Genomic DNA, 12,542 nt, shown 5'->3' with positions numbered 1-12,542 from the left:
TGTTCAAAAAGAGAACAAAAATCGAGCATTCACCATTATTTGGGCAGAAAAGTGGATGATAGTTTACCAGATTTTGCGACCTTTGTGGTGAGGGTATTCTGGAAATGCGGAAAAAGAGGTCAGAAAGGGCGTCTGGATGTGGATGCGTTGAACATGAACCATAAAAAAACCCGCCGAAGCGGGTTTTTCGCAAATTGTTGTCTGCCGAAGCAGAAAGCAATTAACGCTTGGAGAACTGTGGACGACGACGTGCTTTACGCAGACCCACTTTCTTACGTTCAACCTGACGAGCGTCACGAGTAACGAAGCCAGCTTTACGCAGTTCAGAACGCAGGGATTCGTCGTACTCCATCAGAGCGCGGGTGATACCGTGACGGATCGCACCTGCCTGACCGGAGATACCACCACCTTTAACGGTGATGTACAGATCCAGTTTTTCTACCATATCAACCAGTTCCAGCGGCTGGCGAACTACCATGCGGGCAGTTTCACGACCGAAGTATTGTTCCAGAGAACGCTGGTTGATTACGATTTTACCACTGCCCGGTTTGATGAACACGCGAGCGGCGGAGCTTTTGCGGCGACCAGTGCCGTAGTATTGATTTTCAGCCATTGCCTATAATCCCGATTAGATGTCAAGAACTTGCGGTTGCTGTGCCGCGTGGTTGTGCTCGTTACCTGCGTAAACTTTCAGTTTACGGTACATAGCACGACCCAGCGGGCCTTTTGGCAGCATGCCTTTAACCGCGATTTCAATCACACGCTCAGGACGGCGGGCAATCATCTCTTCAAAGGTCGCTTGTTTGATACCGCCGATGTGGCCGGTGTGGTGATAGTACACTTTGTCAGTACGCTTGTTGCCGGTTACAGCAACTTTGTCAGCGTTCAGAACGATGATGTAATCACCGGTATCGACGTGCGGAGTGTATTCCGCTTTGTGCTTACCGCGCAGGCGACGAGCCAGTTCGGTAGCCAGACGGCCCAGAGTTTTACCGGTCGCGTCAACAACATACCAGTCGCGTTTTACGGTTTCTGGTTTAGCTGTAAAAGTTTTCATTAAAAGCTTACCCAAATAAATAAGTTACACGTTGGTGAACACCCAAACGTTTAGTAGTTGAGGTTCACACGACATTGTCCAGCAAACCTACCCCTTCGAATAGCCTATGCCGGCGCAGAGAAAGTTTTGGGAAAAAAACCTTCTTGTAACGTGGGGTCGCAAGATTATAGAGAAGTCAGGGGTAAAGATCGACCCTTAATTGTGATTTGAAGCGGGTTTTTACGGGGAGCCGAAAAGCCGGGCGGCGGTGGTGCCTTATCCGGCCTTGCGCGCTTAACGGAGGAGATTTACGGCATATGCTGGCGCTTCAGATATTCTTCGCTTTGCATCTCCTGCAGGCGTGACAGGCAGCGCTGGAACTCAAACTTCAGTCGCTCCCCCTGATAGATCTCATATAAAGGCACGGCTGCGCTCACCACCAGCTTAACGTGGCGTTCGTAGAACTCATCCACCAGCGCGATAAAACGTCGGGCTTCGCTCTCCATCAACGTAGTCATCACCGGCACCTCAAACAGCATCACGGTATGGAACAGGCGCGAGAGCGCAATATAGTCATGCTGGCTGCGGGCATCGACACAGAGGGTGGCAAACGACACGGCGAGGGTCTGGTTGACGACGCCCAGCGTTTGCAGGGGACGATGGTTTACCTCCAGCACCGGGGCGTTACCCCGCTCCGCGCCGGCAAGCGCCAGCCACAGCTTGTCCATCTGCTGTTGCGTGTCGTCATTCAACGGCGAAATCCACAGATGGGCCTGGGTCAGCGTACGCAGACGGTAGTCGATGCCGGCATCCACATTCATGATGTGACAATGCTCTTTAATCGCCGCGATAGCCGGCAGGAAGCGGGCACGTTGCAGGCCGTTACGGTAGAGCTCATCTGGCGGAATGTTTGATGTCGCCACCAGGGTGATACCCCGGTCAAAGAGCGCTTTCATTAATCCGCCCAGCAGCATGGCGTCGGTAATATCCGAGACAAAAAACTCATCGAAGCAGAGCACATCGGTTTCAGCTTTAAAACGCTCAGCGATGATATCCAGCGGATCGCTCTGCCCCTGCAGGGCCGTCAGCTCTTCATGCACCCGCAGCATAAAGCGGTGAAAGTGCAGACGCTGCTTACGCGTCCCCGGCAGGCTCTGGTAAAAAAGATCCATCAGCCAGGTTTTGCCGCGCCCGACGCCCCCCCACATATATAAGCCGCGCACTGGCGTGACGCTCTGCGGCGCTTTCTTGCCCAACAACCGTCCAAATGCGGCTTTTAACCCACCGGAAGGCGCAGCTTCGGCTGGCCGGGCCGTCAGCTCATGCCAGATGCCGTCCAGACGGCTTACCGCTTCACGCTGTACCTCATCTGGCTGGTGGGAGCCCTCGCTCAGGGCCTGTTGATAACGCGATGTAGGGGAGAGACTTTGCATAATGTTATTGTTATTCCTTCAATTAATACCCGTCATACTGCTCAGTTGACGAAAAAAAGGCCGTTCTACAGTACGCGATGATGCGGCGGGATTCCACTTCTAAGGAAATAGCGGTTATAGTGGCATAATCAGGCCCTGGCATGGAGCCGAGCCAACACCCTACGGAACCACAAGACAACGGGAGAAGTTCATGACCTGGGAATATGCGCTAATTGGTTTAGTCGTCGGCATCGCTATCGGCGCCGTGGCCATGCGTTTTGGTAATCGCAAATTGCGTCAGCAACAGGCGTTGCAGTACGAACTGGAAAAGAACAAAGCTGAACTGGACGAGTATCGTGAAGAGCTGGTCAGCCACTTTGCTCAGAGCGCCGAGCTGCTGGACAACATGGCGCATGACTACCGTCAGCTTTATCAGCACATGGCGAAAAGCTCCAGCAGCCTGCTGCCGGAGATGAGCGCGGAAAACAATCCGTTCCGTAACCGTCTGGCCGAGTCCGAAGCCAGTAACGATCAAGCGCCTGTACAGATGCCACGTGACTACTCCGAAGGGGCTTCCGGCCTGCTGCGCGGTGGCGCAAAGCGCGACTAATCGCAGATCGAAAATAAATTTTACGGGCGCAGCCTTTGCGCCCGTCCTTTCTTCCTGACCCCAGCTATTATTTAGTCAAACACCTCATTGTTCAGCGTTTTAAAATTCAATAACATCAGTCTGTTTCAGGGCCGTTATCCCTTCATTCCAGGTTGCGAGAGCCAGCAAAAATGAACAAAAAAAATCAGCTGTTGAGCGCGTTAGCATTGAGTATCGGTTTATCCCTGTCGGCCTCGTATCCGCTGGCTGCCGCACTCCCTTCGCAGGTTCCCGGCGAGGCCGCCCTGCCGAGCCTGGCGCCAATGCTGGAGAAAGTCCTGCCCGCCGTCGTAAGCGTGCAGGTCGAAGGCACCGCGGTGCAAAGCCAGCGTATTCCGGAAGAGTTGAAGAAGTATTTTGGCGATGAAGCTCCTGACCAGCAGGGACAGCCCTTTGAAGGTCTGGGCTCCGGGGTCATCATCGACGCCGCGAAGGGCTATGTCCTGACCAATAACCACGTCATCAGCCATGCCGATAAAATCAGCGTGCAGATGAATGATGGCCGGGAGTTTGATGCCAAACTGATTGGCGGTGACGATCAGAGCGATATCGCCCTGCTGCAGTTGCAAAACCCAACCGGCCTGACGCAAATCGCCATTGCTGACTCCGATAAACTACGCGTCGGCGATTTCGCGGTGGCGGTGGGTAACCCCTTCGGCCTCGGCCAGACCGCCACCTCCGGCATTATCTCCGCGCTGGGCCGCAGTGGGCTGAATCTTGAAGGGCTGGAAAACTTTATCCAGACCGACGCCTCCATTAACCGGGGTAACTCCGGCGGCGCGCTGCTGAACCTGAACGGCGAGCTGATTGGCATTAACACCGCCATTCTTGCCCCTGGCGGCGGCAGCGTCGGGATTGGCTTTGCCATTCCCAGCAACATGGCACGCACGCTGGCCCAGCAGCTGATTGAATTTGGCGAAGTGAAACGTGGCCTGCTGGGTATTAAAGGCACCGAGATGAGTGCGGATATCGCCAAAGCGTTCAACCTGAACGTGCAGCGCGGCGCCTTCGTCAGCGAAGTGTTGCCGAATTCCGGTTCCGCAAAAGCGGGCGTGAAATCCGGGGACGTGATTGTCAGCCTGAATGATAAACCGTTAAGCAGCTTTGCCGAACTGCGTTCGCGCATCGCCACTACGGAGCCGGGTGCGACGGTTAAGCTTGGCATTTTGCGTGACGGGAAGCCGCTGGATCTGCAGGTCACGCTCGATAAAAGCACCTCTTCTTCGGCCAGCGCAGAGATGATTGCTCCCGCGCTACAGGGGGCGACCTTAAGCGACGGACAGTTAAAAGACGGCACCAAAGGCATCACCCTCGAAAGCGTCGAGAAGAGCAGTCCTGCCGCGCAGGCTGGGCTTCATCAGGACGATGTGATTATCGGGGTGAACCGCGTTCGCGTGCAGTCTATCGCCGAAATGCGCAAGGTGCTGGAGAGCAAACCTACCGTTATCGCCCTGCAGATCGTGCGTGGTAACGATACGCTCTATATTCTGCTGCGCTAAGCCTGTACCTGTCCGGACATCACCCCGTGTGATGTCCGGATAAGTCATGTTATGCTGCTTGCGTTCTCCCTTTAACGACGCCCGTATCATGGTTTTTAAGCTCATTCGTTCGGTCGCCATCGGCCTGGTAGTAGGTGGCCTGTTACTGGCCGCGATGCCCTCTTTACGTCAGTTCAATCAGCTGGCTGCGCCGCAGTTCGACAGCGCAGATGAAACGCCTGCCAGTTATAACCAGGCAGTACGCCGCGCCGCCCCTGCGGTGGTTAACGTCTATAACCGTGGGCTAAACAGCACCAGCCATAATCAGCTGGAGATCCGCACCCTTGGCTCCGGGGTGATTATGGATGAACGCGGCTACATTATTACCAACAAACATGTGATCAACGATGCCGATCAGATCATCGTGGCGCTGCAGGATGGCCGCGTCTTTGAGGCACTGCTCGTGGGCTCCGACAGTCTGACGGATCTGGCAGTCCTCAAAATCAACGCCACGGGCGGCCTGCCCGTTATCCCCATCAACCGTAAGCGGACGCCCCATATCGGCGACGTGGTGCTGGCCATTGGCAACCCCTATAACCTCGGACAGACCATTACCCAGGGGATCATCAGCGCAACCGGGCGTATCGGCCTGAACCCATCCGGACGGCAGAATTTCCTGCAGACGGACGCGTCCATCAACCATGGCAACTCCGGCGGCGCGCTGGTGAACTCGCTGGGCGAACTGATGGGCATCAACACCCTCTCGTTTGATAAAAGCAACGACGGGGAAACGCCCGAAGGGATCGGCTTCGCCATCCCGTTCCAGCTCGCTAACAAGATTATGGATAAGCTGATTCGCGACGGACGCGTGATCCGCGGCTACATTGGTATTGGCGGGCGTGAGATTGCTCCGCTGCATTCTCAGGGTGGCGGAATCGATCAGATCCAGGGGATTGTAGTGAACGAAGTGACCCCTGGCGGCCCAGCGGCAGAAGCGGGTATCAGGGTTAACGACGTGATTGTCTCGGTGAACGGTAAACCGGCCGTGTCGGCGCTGGAAACCATGGATCAGGTGGCGGAGATCAGGCCAGGCTCTATCATCCCGGTGGAAGTGATGCGTGATGATAAGAAACTGACCCTGCAGGTGACCATTCAGGAATACCCGGCCACCAACTGAGTTGGCAGGCATAAAAAAACCGGAGTTCATACTCCGGTTTTTTATTGCCCTGACGGGAAGCGCGTCGCTTATTTATTAACGAACTCTTCGCCCAGAACGATATCGTTCTTCAGGGTTTCCAGCATGCCAGCCATCGCCTGCTGTTCAAACGCGCTCAGGGTGCCGATAGACTTACGCTCTTCGATACCGTTTTTACCCAGCAGCAGCGGCTGAGAGAAGAAGCGCGCGTGCTCGCCGTCACCTTCAACGTAAGCGCATTCCACCACGCCTTGCTCACCTTGCAGGGCGCGGACCAGAGAGAGGCCGAAACGTGCCGCAGCCTGGCCCATAGAGAGGGTTGCAGAGCCGCCACCCGCCTTCGCTTCCACCACTTCGGTGCCGGCGTTCTGGATACGTTTGGTCAGGTCAGCCACTTCCTGCTCGGTGAAGCTCACACCTGGGATCTGGGACAGCAGTGGCAGAATGGTCACACCAGAGTGGCCGCCGATAACCGGGACTTCGAGCTCGGTTGGCTGTTTGCCTTTCAGTTCCGCAACAAAGGTGTTGGAGCGGATGATGTCCAGCGTGGTTACGCCGAACAGTTTGTTCTTGTCATACACGCCCGCTTTTTTCAGCACTTCTGCCGCGATAGCCACAGTGGTGTTAACCGGGTTAGTGATGATACCGATGCAGGCTTTCGGGCAGGTAGTAGCAACCTGCTGAATCAGGTTCTTAACGATACCCGCGTTCACGTTGAACAGGTCGGAACGATCCATACCTGGCTTACGCGCCACGCCTGCGGAGATCAGCACCACGTCTGCGCCTTCGAGCGCCGGGCGAGCATCTTCACCGGAGAAGCCTTTGATTTTAACAGCCGTCGGGATGTGGCTGAGGTCTACCGCCACACCAGGTGTTACCGGGGCGATATCATAGAGAGAGAGTTCTGAGCCTGCAGGCAGCTGAGTTTTCAGTAGTAGGGCAAGCGCCTGGCCGATACCGCCAGCAGCGCCGAGGACTGCGACTTTCATCCTAAACTCCTTATTATGGTGAGCTAACTTTCTGTTACTCCGTCGCGGCGACCTTAATTCAGCAGATCAATAAATACAATCGTGATGTATCAGGAATTAGCGGTCACGCGCTTTTCGCTTCTGCCGGAAAGCTATCGGGCGTTATGCGATAACTAAGCAACGAATCAAGAGGTGGTTACAATACACCCTCGCCAGCCACCAAAACAACATCAATTTGATAACATTTAATTTACTTTTAAGCTTATTTGCGAGGCGTGACGCAGGCATGTTCCTTGATAACGAATTTTGATAAAATCACTCCCTTTCATAACATTATTTCAGCCTAACATTGGGCAGATAGTTTGCATAAAAATTCATCCATGTGCATAATAATGTTGTTTCTACCGCTATATTTCGGGTGATTTATGCGAATCTCTTCTAAACAAGAAGAATTGGTTAAAGCGTTTAAAGCGCTGCTTAAAGAAGAAAAATTTAGTTCCCAGGGGGAGATTGTCCAGGCTCTACAGGATGAGGGTTTTGAAAACATCAACCAGTCGAAAGTCTCCCGCATGTTAACCAAGTTCGGCGCGGTGCGTACCCGCAACGCCAAAATGGAGATGGTCTACTGTCTGCCAGCCGAACTGGGCGTCCCGACCACCTCGAGCCCGCTGAAGAATCTGGTACTGGATATCGACTATAACGAAGCTGTGGTGGTGATCCACACCAGCCCGGGTGCGGCACAACTGATTGCGCGCCTGCTCGACTCGCTGGGTAAAGCGGAAGGTATCCTCGGCACTATTGCCGGTGACGACACCATCTTCACGACCCCGGCCAATGGTTTCTCCGTGAAAGATCTCTACGAAGCCATTCTGGTACTGTTCGAACAGGAACTCTGATCCCCTTCCCTGCCGCCGCTCGCGGCGGGGAACCTTCTGCTCCCGCCCCGTTTCACCCTACAATCTGTTATCTGTAATTTAACAAATAGTGCGTTTTTCTGCCTCATTGCTTTTACACAGCGAATGATAAACCACAAGATCGCACAAATAATCAAAGTTACATATCTTATTAATTTTAATAGAAATAACTGCTCAAGCCCCGCTTATCTCCCTGCTTTTTATTTCTTTTCGTTATATAAAATCCCTTGTTTAATTCTTGACCACCCAAGAAACAATTAGCATGGTATTAATTTATGCCGTTATTAGTGTATACTTGTTTTTGTGATGAGGGTCACGAAACGACGACCCCAGTAAAAGAATATGACGAGGAAAAGAATCATGAAAATCAAAACTACCGTAGCCACACTAAGCATTCTCTCTGTCCTGTCTTTCGGCGCCTTTGCTGCTGATGCGATCAACGCCGAGCAGGCTCAGTCTCGTGAATCTATCGGTACCGTTTCTATCGGTGCGATCGGAACCTCTCCGATGGACATGAACCAGATGCTGAACAAAAAAGCGCAGGAACAGGGTGCCTCTTCCTATCGCGTTATCGAAGCGCGTACAGGTGACCACTGGCATGCAACTGCTGAGCTGTACAAATAAGTCGTACCGAGTATTACCCGTACTACCCGATATCTCTGTTCAACGGCACCAGGCATAAAAATAGCAGCACAACCCTTCTTGCCGTTGAGCCTGCACTCCAGGAGTAAAGACTATGAACACTAAATTAATTATCGCCGCTGGTTTCGCTTCCGTTCTCTCATTTGGTGCCAGCGCTGCTGTACATCAGGTAAACGCCGACCAGGCGCAAGGCCTGCAATCTATGGGGAGCATCTCCGTAAGTGAAGTGGCCGGCTCGCCGATGGATGTCCGTCAGGCTCTGGCCGCAAAAGCTGAAAAAGCGGGCGCCAGCAGCTATCGCGTTACTGAGCTGAATACCGGTGATCACTGGCATGCCACGGCCGAGCTGTACAAATAAACCCTCGTCGTATTGATATACGACTTGCCCCTGCTTCGCAGGGGCTTTTTTATATCCTGCACTAATGTACGTTAAAGCGAATCTGCCCCTCCAGCTCCTCTTCCGCCTCATCAAACAGCAGGATCAGCGCCCCAAAGCGTCTGCGCAGCTTTTCCGGTAAATGGATGAATTCGATTTCAAGCGGTAGCGGCAACTGGCTGCTGGTCACTATTTCCCACAGGGAGTCCAGATCCGTCACCCTCTCTTGCCCTATACCGAAGGTCCGTGAAAACTCACGGTAGAACGCCTCCTGACTGTCAATTTCATCAAAATCAAACGTATAGATATTCATGCCAGCCACCCCGTCCAGGTGAGCGGCTTCTGCCGCTCTGCCAATTATAATCCCCCGATATGCAGGGTTTTGACTTCCAGGAACTCCTCCAGCCCCAGCACTGACCCTTCGCGGCCCAGCCCCGACTCTTTCACCCCGCCAAAAGGCCCAAGCTCCGTGGATACCGCGCACTCGTTTATGCCGATCATCCCGCTCTCAAGGGCCTGTGAAACGCGGAACACCCGCTGCAAATTCTGAGTATAGAAATAGGCAGCCAGGCCAAACGGTGTATTGTTGGCGCGCTGGATCACCTCCTCTTCAGAGGTGAAACGGAAGCAGGCCGCCACGGGTCCGAAGGTCTCTTCGCTGGCAAGCGCCATCCCTTCATGGCAGTCTGCCAGCACCGTCGGTTGCCAGAAGTTGCCGCCGAGAGCATGGGCTTTGCCGCCCGCCAGCACCGTCGCCCCTTTGGCGACGGCATCCTCCACATGCTCACGCACTTTTTTCACTGCGGCAGGTTCAATCAACGGCCCGACGACGGTCCCCTCTTCCAGACCGTCACCCACTTTTAAGTCGTTTACGGCAGCGACGAGTTTGCTGACAAACGCCTCATACACCGACTCCTGAATATAGAAGCGGTTAACGCTGACGCAGACCTGCCCCGCGTTACGGAATTTATTGGCTATTGCCCCTTTCACCGCCGCATCGATATCGGCATCGTCAAAGACGATATAAGGCGCATTCCCGCCCAGCTCCATCGACACTTTTTTCATGGTCTCGGCGGCATTGCGCATCAGGGTTTTGCCCACCGCCGTCGAGCCGGTAAAGGAGATTTTGCGCACCTCAGGGCTATACATGATCGCGTCGCTTATCTCAGCGGTATTTCCCGCCACCGCGTTGAGTACGCCATCCGGGACCCCCGCTTTTTTAGCCAGAGTGAGCAGCGCAAAGGCGCTCAGCGGCGTGTTATTAGCCGGTTTAATCACGCCGGTACAGCCTGCCGCCAGCGCCGGGCCCAGCTTGCGGGTCAGCATCGCCATCGGGAAGTTCCACGGCGTGATAGCCGCCACCACGCCAATGGGTTCGCGGGTGGCAAGAATGCGGGAGCCGGGTTTAACAGGAGGGATGATTTCGCCGTTGGCGCGTTTGGCCTGCTCGGCAAACCACTGGATGAAACTGGCCGCGTACTCCACTTCCCCTTCCGCCTCTTTCAGCGGTTTGCCCTGCTCGGTGGTCATCAGCTGGCCAAGCCACTGCTTGTTTTCAATGATTAATTCATACCAGCGATAGAGGATGGCCGAACGCTCTTTAGCGGTTTTTGCACGCCAGGCCGGGAAAGCCCGGCTCGCGGCGGCGATGGCCTCTTCGGTCTCTTTCTTGCCTGCTTTTGCCACCTGGGCTACCACAGCCCCGGTCGACGGGTTAAGTACATCGAATGTGGTATCGAGCGTTTTCCATACGCCATCGACTAAATATCCGGTCTGAAATAGCGCACTATCCTGAAGAGACTGGGTAGTCATGTATCCTCCCATTTTGAGTTTATGTCCTCGCCAGGATAAGTATAGTCACAAAAAAACCGACGCTTATGGCGTCGGTTTTAGGAAGGATTAGCTGTCGGTCAGGGCATTCTGGTATCGATGCAGCATGCCCACCAGCCGCTGCACCGGTTCGGTCACCTGTCGCGGCGCCTCCCAGATACGCAGTTTTTCCTGATAGATTTCCAGCTCCGCCAGCAGCTGCGTGAAATAGCGTCGGCGCTTATCGTCGCTGGAGGCTGAAATCACATGATCGGCAGTACGGCGCAGCTGGCGGTGGAACGCAGAGAGATCGTCATTCACCGGAATCGGCGCGTTGCGCAGACGCTGGTGGGCGATGATCAGCGTCAGGGCCAGGCGGAATTTCGCCAGATCGCCCGGGAACTTGTTCAGCAGTAAAAAGAGCTGCTGATAGAGCGCAGGCAGATGGTTCTCTTTACGTCGGGCGGTATTGGTGGTCATCGCCGAGACGGCGGCAGAAACGAACTGGTTCAGCAGCACGCGTCCGGTTCGGGCCTGAGAGTTATCGCGCACCAGCAGGATCACCATCATCGCCAGGAAGCAGCCGACAATCTGTCCCAGCGCGCTGTCGAGAAACTGGCTGAAGTGGAACGTCATCGGGTTATCCAGGACCAGAATATTGATGGTACTGGCCAGGGCCCCCAGCGATCCCAGGCGTCGCTTCTGTACCTCGATACCAATAAAGAAGGCCATAACCGCGAGACTCAGACAGAGCAACAGCATGCTTTGCTGGGTTGACGGGAGGACCACCAGGAAATAGAAAGCGCCAATCGGCAACGCCGCCAGGGTGCCGTACAGAAAATCGAGCGCCACCATCCGGGGATTAGGCAGTCGCATCGCCAGCGAGGTGACCACCGCGATCATCACCATCGCGCCGCTTCCGGAGGTCCAGCCGGTCCAGAGCCAGAAAAGCGTCCCCAGCATACAGGCCAGCGTGGTACGCCAGAAGTTAACCATCGCATGGTGGCGCTCCGCCGACTCGGCTTTTACCACCACTTCCCCCTGCAGTACCTCCTCTTCGGTGGCGCTGATTTTAGTGTTGCCGATAACGCCGCGTTTGAGCAGCAGGTAGCGCGTCGCCGCGCCGACCCAGGTATAGATGGTGACCGGGGTATCGCGTTCGCCGGTCCAGGCGATGACCCGGCGCATGCGTTTGAGCTGCTTATGCACGTCCTGAGCAGTGGCAACGGGGGTGGCAAACAGCTCGCGGAAGGTCCCGGTGATCGCCTCGGGGCGCGTGTTCTGGAGCAGATAGGTTTCACAGGCCTGGGTGATGAGGGTTAAGGAGACGGTATTAAGTGCCTTCAGGCGGCGGTTTGCCCGCGACCAGCGCGACGACTCCATATTGAGGTTGCTGCGCATCCCCTCCAGCGCGGTGGTACGACGCACCAGCGCGCTCCAGGCGTTATCGACCTCTTCACTGTCGCCGTGCTCGATGCACAGCTGCATGAGTTGATACTGGGCAACGATCAGCGCATCCAGCTCGCGATCCACCTCCTGTTTGATCGAGCGGGGAGAGAAGAGCAGATCCGCCACGATCGCGCAGACGATCCCCATCACGATCTCACTGCAGCGCTCTACGGCAAACTGTGGGGCCAGCAGGGGATTGGCCTGAATGGTGATGATAATAATCAGCGCCGTATAGCCGGAAAGGCCCCAGGCGTAGGAGTTCTCCACCCGCACCAGGGAGGAGATCCAGGTACAAAAACCGGCCCAGATACAGCACACCATCAGCATCAATAGCGGGGTGCGGATCATCAGGATCACGATGGTGAGCGCCGCCATACAGCCGATAAAGGTGCCGACGATACGCAGCATCCCGCGATAGCGGATGGCGCCGGAGTAAGGCTCACCGCCTGCGGCAAACGCCGGGCCGGCGGCGACAATCGCGGCCGTCAGCACCGCCCAGCGGGGCGTTTCCAGCTGAAAATGAAACCCGACAAACAGCGCCAGCACGATGGCGAAGGCCAGCTTAATCGCGAAGCGCAGGTGCTGGTTGGCGATGGAAAAGATACCCATGGCGA

At 55.1% G+C, this 12,542-nt stretch carries 13 protein-coding genes; 6 read left to right on the top strand and 7 right to left on the bottom strand.

Annotated features, from left to right (window positions below; translation table 11 throughout):
- Window positions 1-220: 220 nt before the first annotated feature.
- The 3 genes from rpsI to zapE form a co-directional block, all read right to left on the bottom strand.
- Window positions 221-613, bottom strand: a complete 393-nt coding sequence (gene rpsI / locus ACOKCT_RS11945; protein WP_003860436.1) for a 30S ribosomal protein S9 — start codon at window positions 611-613, stop codon at window positions 221-223.
- A gap of 15 nt (window positions 614-628) precedes the next feature.
- Window positions 629-1,057 carry a 50S ribosomal protein L13 gene (gene rplM, locus ACOKCT_RS11940; RefSeq protein WP_024551131.1) on the bottom strand — a complete coding sequence of 143 codons (429 nt, stop codon included), beginning with the start codon at window positions 1,055-1,057 and terminating at the stop codon, window positions 629-631.
- Between the two features lie 287 nt (window positions 1,058-1,344).
- Complete coding sequence (gene zapE, locus ACOKCT_RS11935; protein ID WP_103177215.1) at window positions 1,345-2,469, bottom strand: cell division protein ZapE; 1,125 nt, start codon at window positions 2,467-2,469, stop codon at window positions 1,345-1,347.
- Between the two features lie 190 nt (window positions 2,470-2,659).
- Between zapE and zapG the strand changes: the two genes are divergently transcribed.
- The 3 genes from zapG (at window position 2,660) to degS (ending at window position 5,752) form a co-directional block, all read left to right on the top strand.
- On the top strand, window positions 2,660-3,058 hold the full coding sequence (gene zapG, locus ACOKCT_RS11930) for a Z-ring associated protein ZapG (RefSeq protein ID WP_103177216.1): 399 nt from the start codon (window positions 2,660-2,662) through the stop codon (window positions 3,056-3,058).
- Between the two features lie 170 nt (window positions 3,059-3,228).
- Window positions 3,229-4,596 (top strand): serine endoprotease DegQ, encoded by a 1,368-nt coding sequence (gene degQ, locus ACOKCT_RS11925; RefSeq protein WP_103177217.1) that lies wholly within the window; start codon window positions 3,229-3,231, stop codon window positions 4,594-4,596.
- Between the two features lie 88 nt (window positions 4,597-4,684).
- The gene (gene degS / locus ACOKCT_RS11920; protein WP_103180994.1) at window positions 4,685-5,752 is read left to right on the top strand and encodes an outer membrane-stress sensor serine endopeptidase DegS; all 1,068 of its coding nucleotides are present in this window, start codon (window positions 4,685-4,687) and stop codon (window positions 5,750-5,752) included.
- Between the two features lie 68 nt (window positions 5,753-5,820).
- Here the strand turns inward: degS and mdh are convergent, their stop codons facing one another.
- Window positions 5,821-6,759 carry a malate dehydrogenase gene (gene mdh / locus ACOKCT_RS11915; RefSeq protein WP_103177218.1) on the bottom strand — a complete coding sequence of 313 codons (939 nt, stop codon included), beginning with the start codon at window positions 6,757-6,759 and terminating at the stop codon, window positions 5,821-5,823.
- Between the two features lie 404 nt (window positions 6,760-7,163).
- Between mdh and argR the strand changes: the two genes are divergently transcribed.
- The 3 genes from argR (at window position 7,164) to yhcN (ACOKCT_RS11900) (ending at window position 8,652) form a co-directional block, all read left to right on the top strand.
- Window positions 7,164-7,634: a transcriptional regulator ArgR gene (argR, locus tag ACOKCT_RS11910; protein WP_103177219.1), complete on the top strand. Its 471-nt coding sequence runs from the start codon at window positions 7,164-7,166 to the stop codon at window positions 7,632-7,634.
- 378 nt (window positions 7,635-8,012) lie between these two features.
- Window positions 8,013-8,276, top strand: a complete 264-nt coding sequence (yhcN, locus tag ACOKCT_RS11905; protein WP_103177220.1) for a peroxide/acid stress response protein YhcN — start codon at window positions 8,013-8,015, stop codon at window positions 8,274-8,276.
- A 112-nt stretch (window positions 8,277-8,388) separates the two neighbouring features.
- A complete protein-coding gene (gene yhcN, locus ACOKCT_RS11900; protein ID WP_103177221.1) occupies window positions 8,389-8,652 on the top strand; it encodes a peroxide/acid stress response protein YhcN in 264 nt (87 codons plus the stop codon).
- Between the two features lie 61 nt (window positions 8,653-8,713).
- Here the strand turns inward: yhcN (ACOKCT_RS11900) and ACOKCT_RS11895 are convergent, their stop codons facing one another.
- From ACOKCT_RS11895 to aaeB, 3 genes are all read right to left on the bottom strand, one after another.
- Window positions 8,714-8,983 carry a barstar family protein gene (locus ACOKCT_RS11895; RefSeq protein ID WP_103177222.1) on the bottom strand — a complete coding sequence of 90 codons (270 nt, stop codon included), beginning with the start codon at window positions 8,981-8,983 and terminating at the stop codon, window positions 8,714-8,716.
- Between the two features lie 44 nt (window positions 8,984-9,027).
- Window positions 9,028-10,482: an NAD-dependent succinate-semialdehyde dehydrogenase gene (locus tag ACOKCT_RS11890; RefSeq protein ID WP_103177223.1), complete on the bottom strand. Its 1,455-nt coding sequence runs from the start codon at window positions 10,480-10,482 to the stop codon at window positions 9,028-9,030.
- Between the two features lie 87 nt (window positions 10,483-10,569).
- Window positions 10,570-12,537 carry a p-hydroxybenzoic acid efflux pump subunit AaeB gene (aaeB, locus tag ACOKCT_RS11885; protein ID WP_263950221.1) on the bottom strand — a complete coding sequence of 656 codons (1,968 nt, stop codon included), beginning with the start codon at window positions 12,535-12,537 and terminating at the stop codon, window positions 10,570-10,572.
- Between the last annotated feature and the right edge of the window lie 5 nt (window positions 12,538-12,542).

Source organism: Leclercia sp. M-A074-M (assembly GCF_965195605.1).
Lineage (GTDB): Bacteria > Pseudomonadota > Gammaproteobacteria > Enterobacterales > Enterobacteriaceae > Enterobacter.
The sequence above is the reverse complement of the archived record's forward strand: the minus strand, read 5'-3'. Positions and strand labels throughout refer to the sequence as shown.

Coding starts and splice junctions, on each gene's coding strand:
- degQ (WP_103177217.1), top strand. CDS start 3,229: ATGAACAAAAAAAATCAGCTGTTGAGCGCGTTAGCATTGAGTATCGGT.
- ACOKCT_RS11890 (WP_103177223.1), bottom strand. CDS start 10,482: ATGACTACCCAGTCTCTTCAGGATAGTGCGCTATTTCAGACCGGATAT.
- rplM (WP_024551131.1), bottom strand. CDS start 1,057: ATGAAAACTTTTACAGCTAAACCAGAAACCGTAAAACGCGACTGGTAT.
- yhcN (WP_103177221.1), top strand. CDS start 8,389: ATGAACACTAAATTAATTATCGCCGCTGGTTTCGCTTCCGTTCTCTCA.
- aaeB (WP_263950221.1), bottom strand. CDS start 12,537: ATGGGTATCTTTTCCATCGCCAACCAGCACCTGCGCTTCGCGATTAAG.
- ACOKCT_RS11895 (WP_103177222.1), bottom strand. CDS start 8,983: ATGAATATCTATACGTTTGATTTTGATGAAATTGACAGTCAGGAGGCG.
- argR (WP_103177219.1), top strand. CDS start 7,164: ATGCGAATCTCTTCTAAACAAGAAGAATTGGTTAAAGCGTTTAAAGCG.
- zapG (WP_103177216.1), top strand. CDS start 2,660: ATGACCTGGGAATATGCGCTAATTGGTTTAGTCGTCGGCATCGCTATC.
- mdh (WP_103177218.1), bottom strand. CDS start 6,759: ATGAAAGTCGCAGTCCTCGGCGCTGCTGGCGGTATCGGCCAGGCGCTT.
- yhcN (WP_103177220.1), top strand. CDS start 8,013: ATGAAAATCAAAACTACCGTAGCCACACTAAGCATTCTCTCTGTCCTG.
- degS (WP_103180994.1), top strand. CDS start 4,685: ATGGTTTTTAAGCTCATTCGTTCGGTCGCCATCGGCCTGGTAGTAGGT.
- zapE (WP_103177215.1), bottom strand. CDS start 2,469: ATGCAAAGTCTCTCCCCTACATCGCGTTATCAACAGGCCCTGAGCGAG.
- rpsI (WP_003860436.1), bottom strand. CDS start 613: ATGGCTGAAAATCAATACTACGGCACTGGTCGCCGCAAAAGCTCCGCC.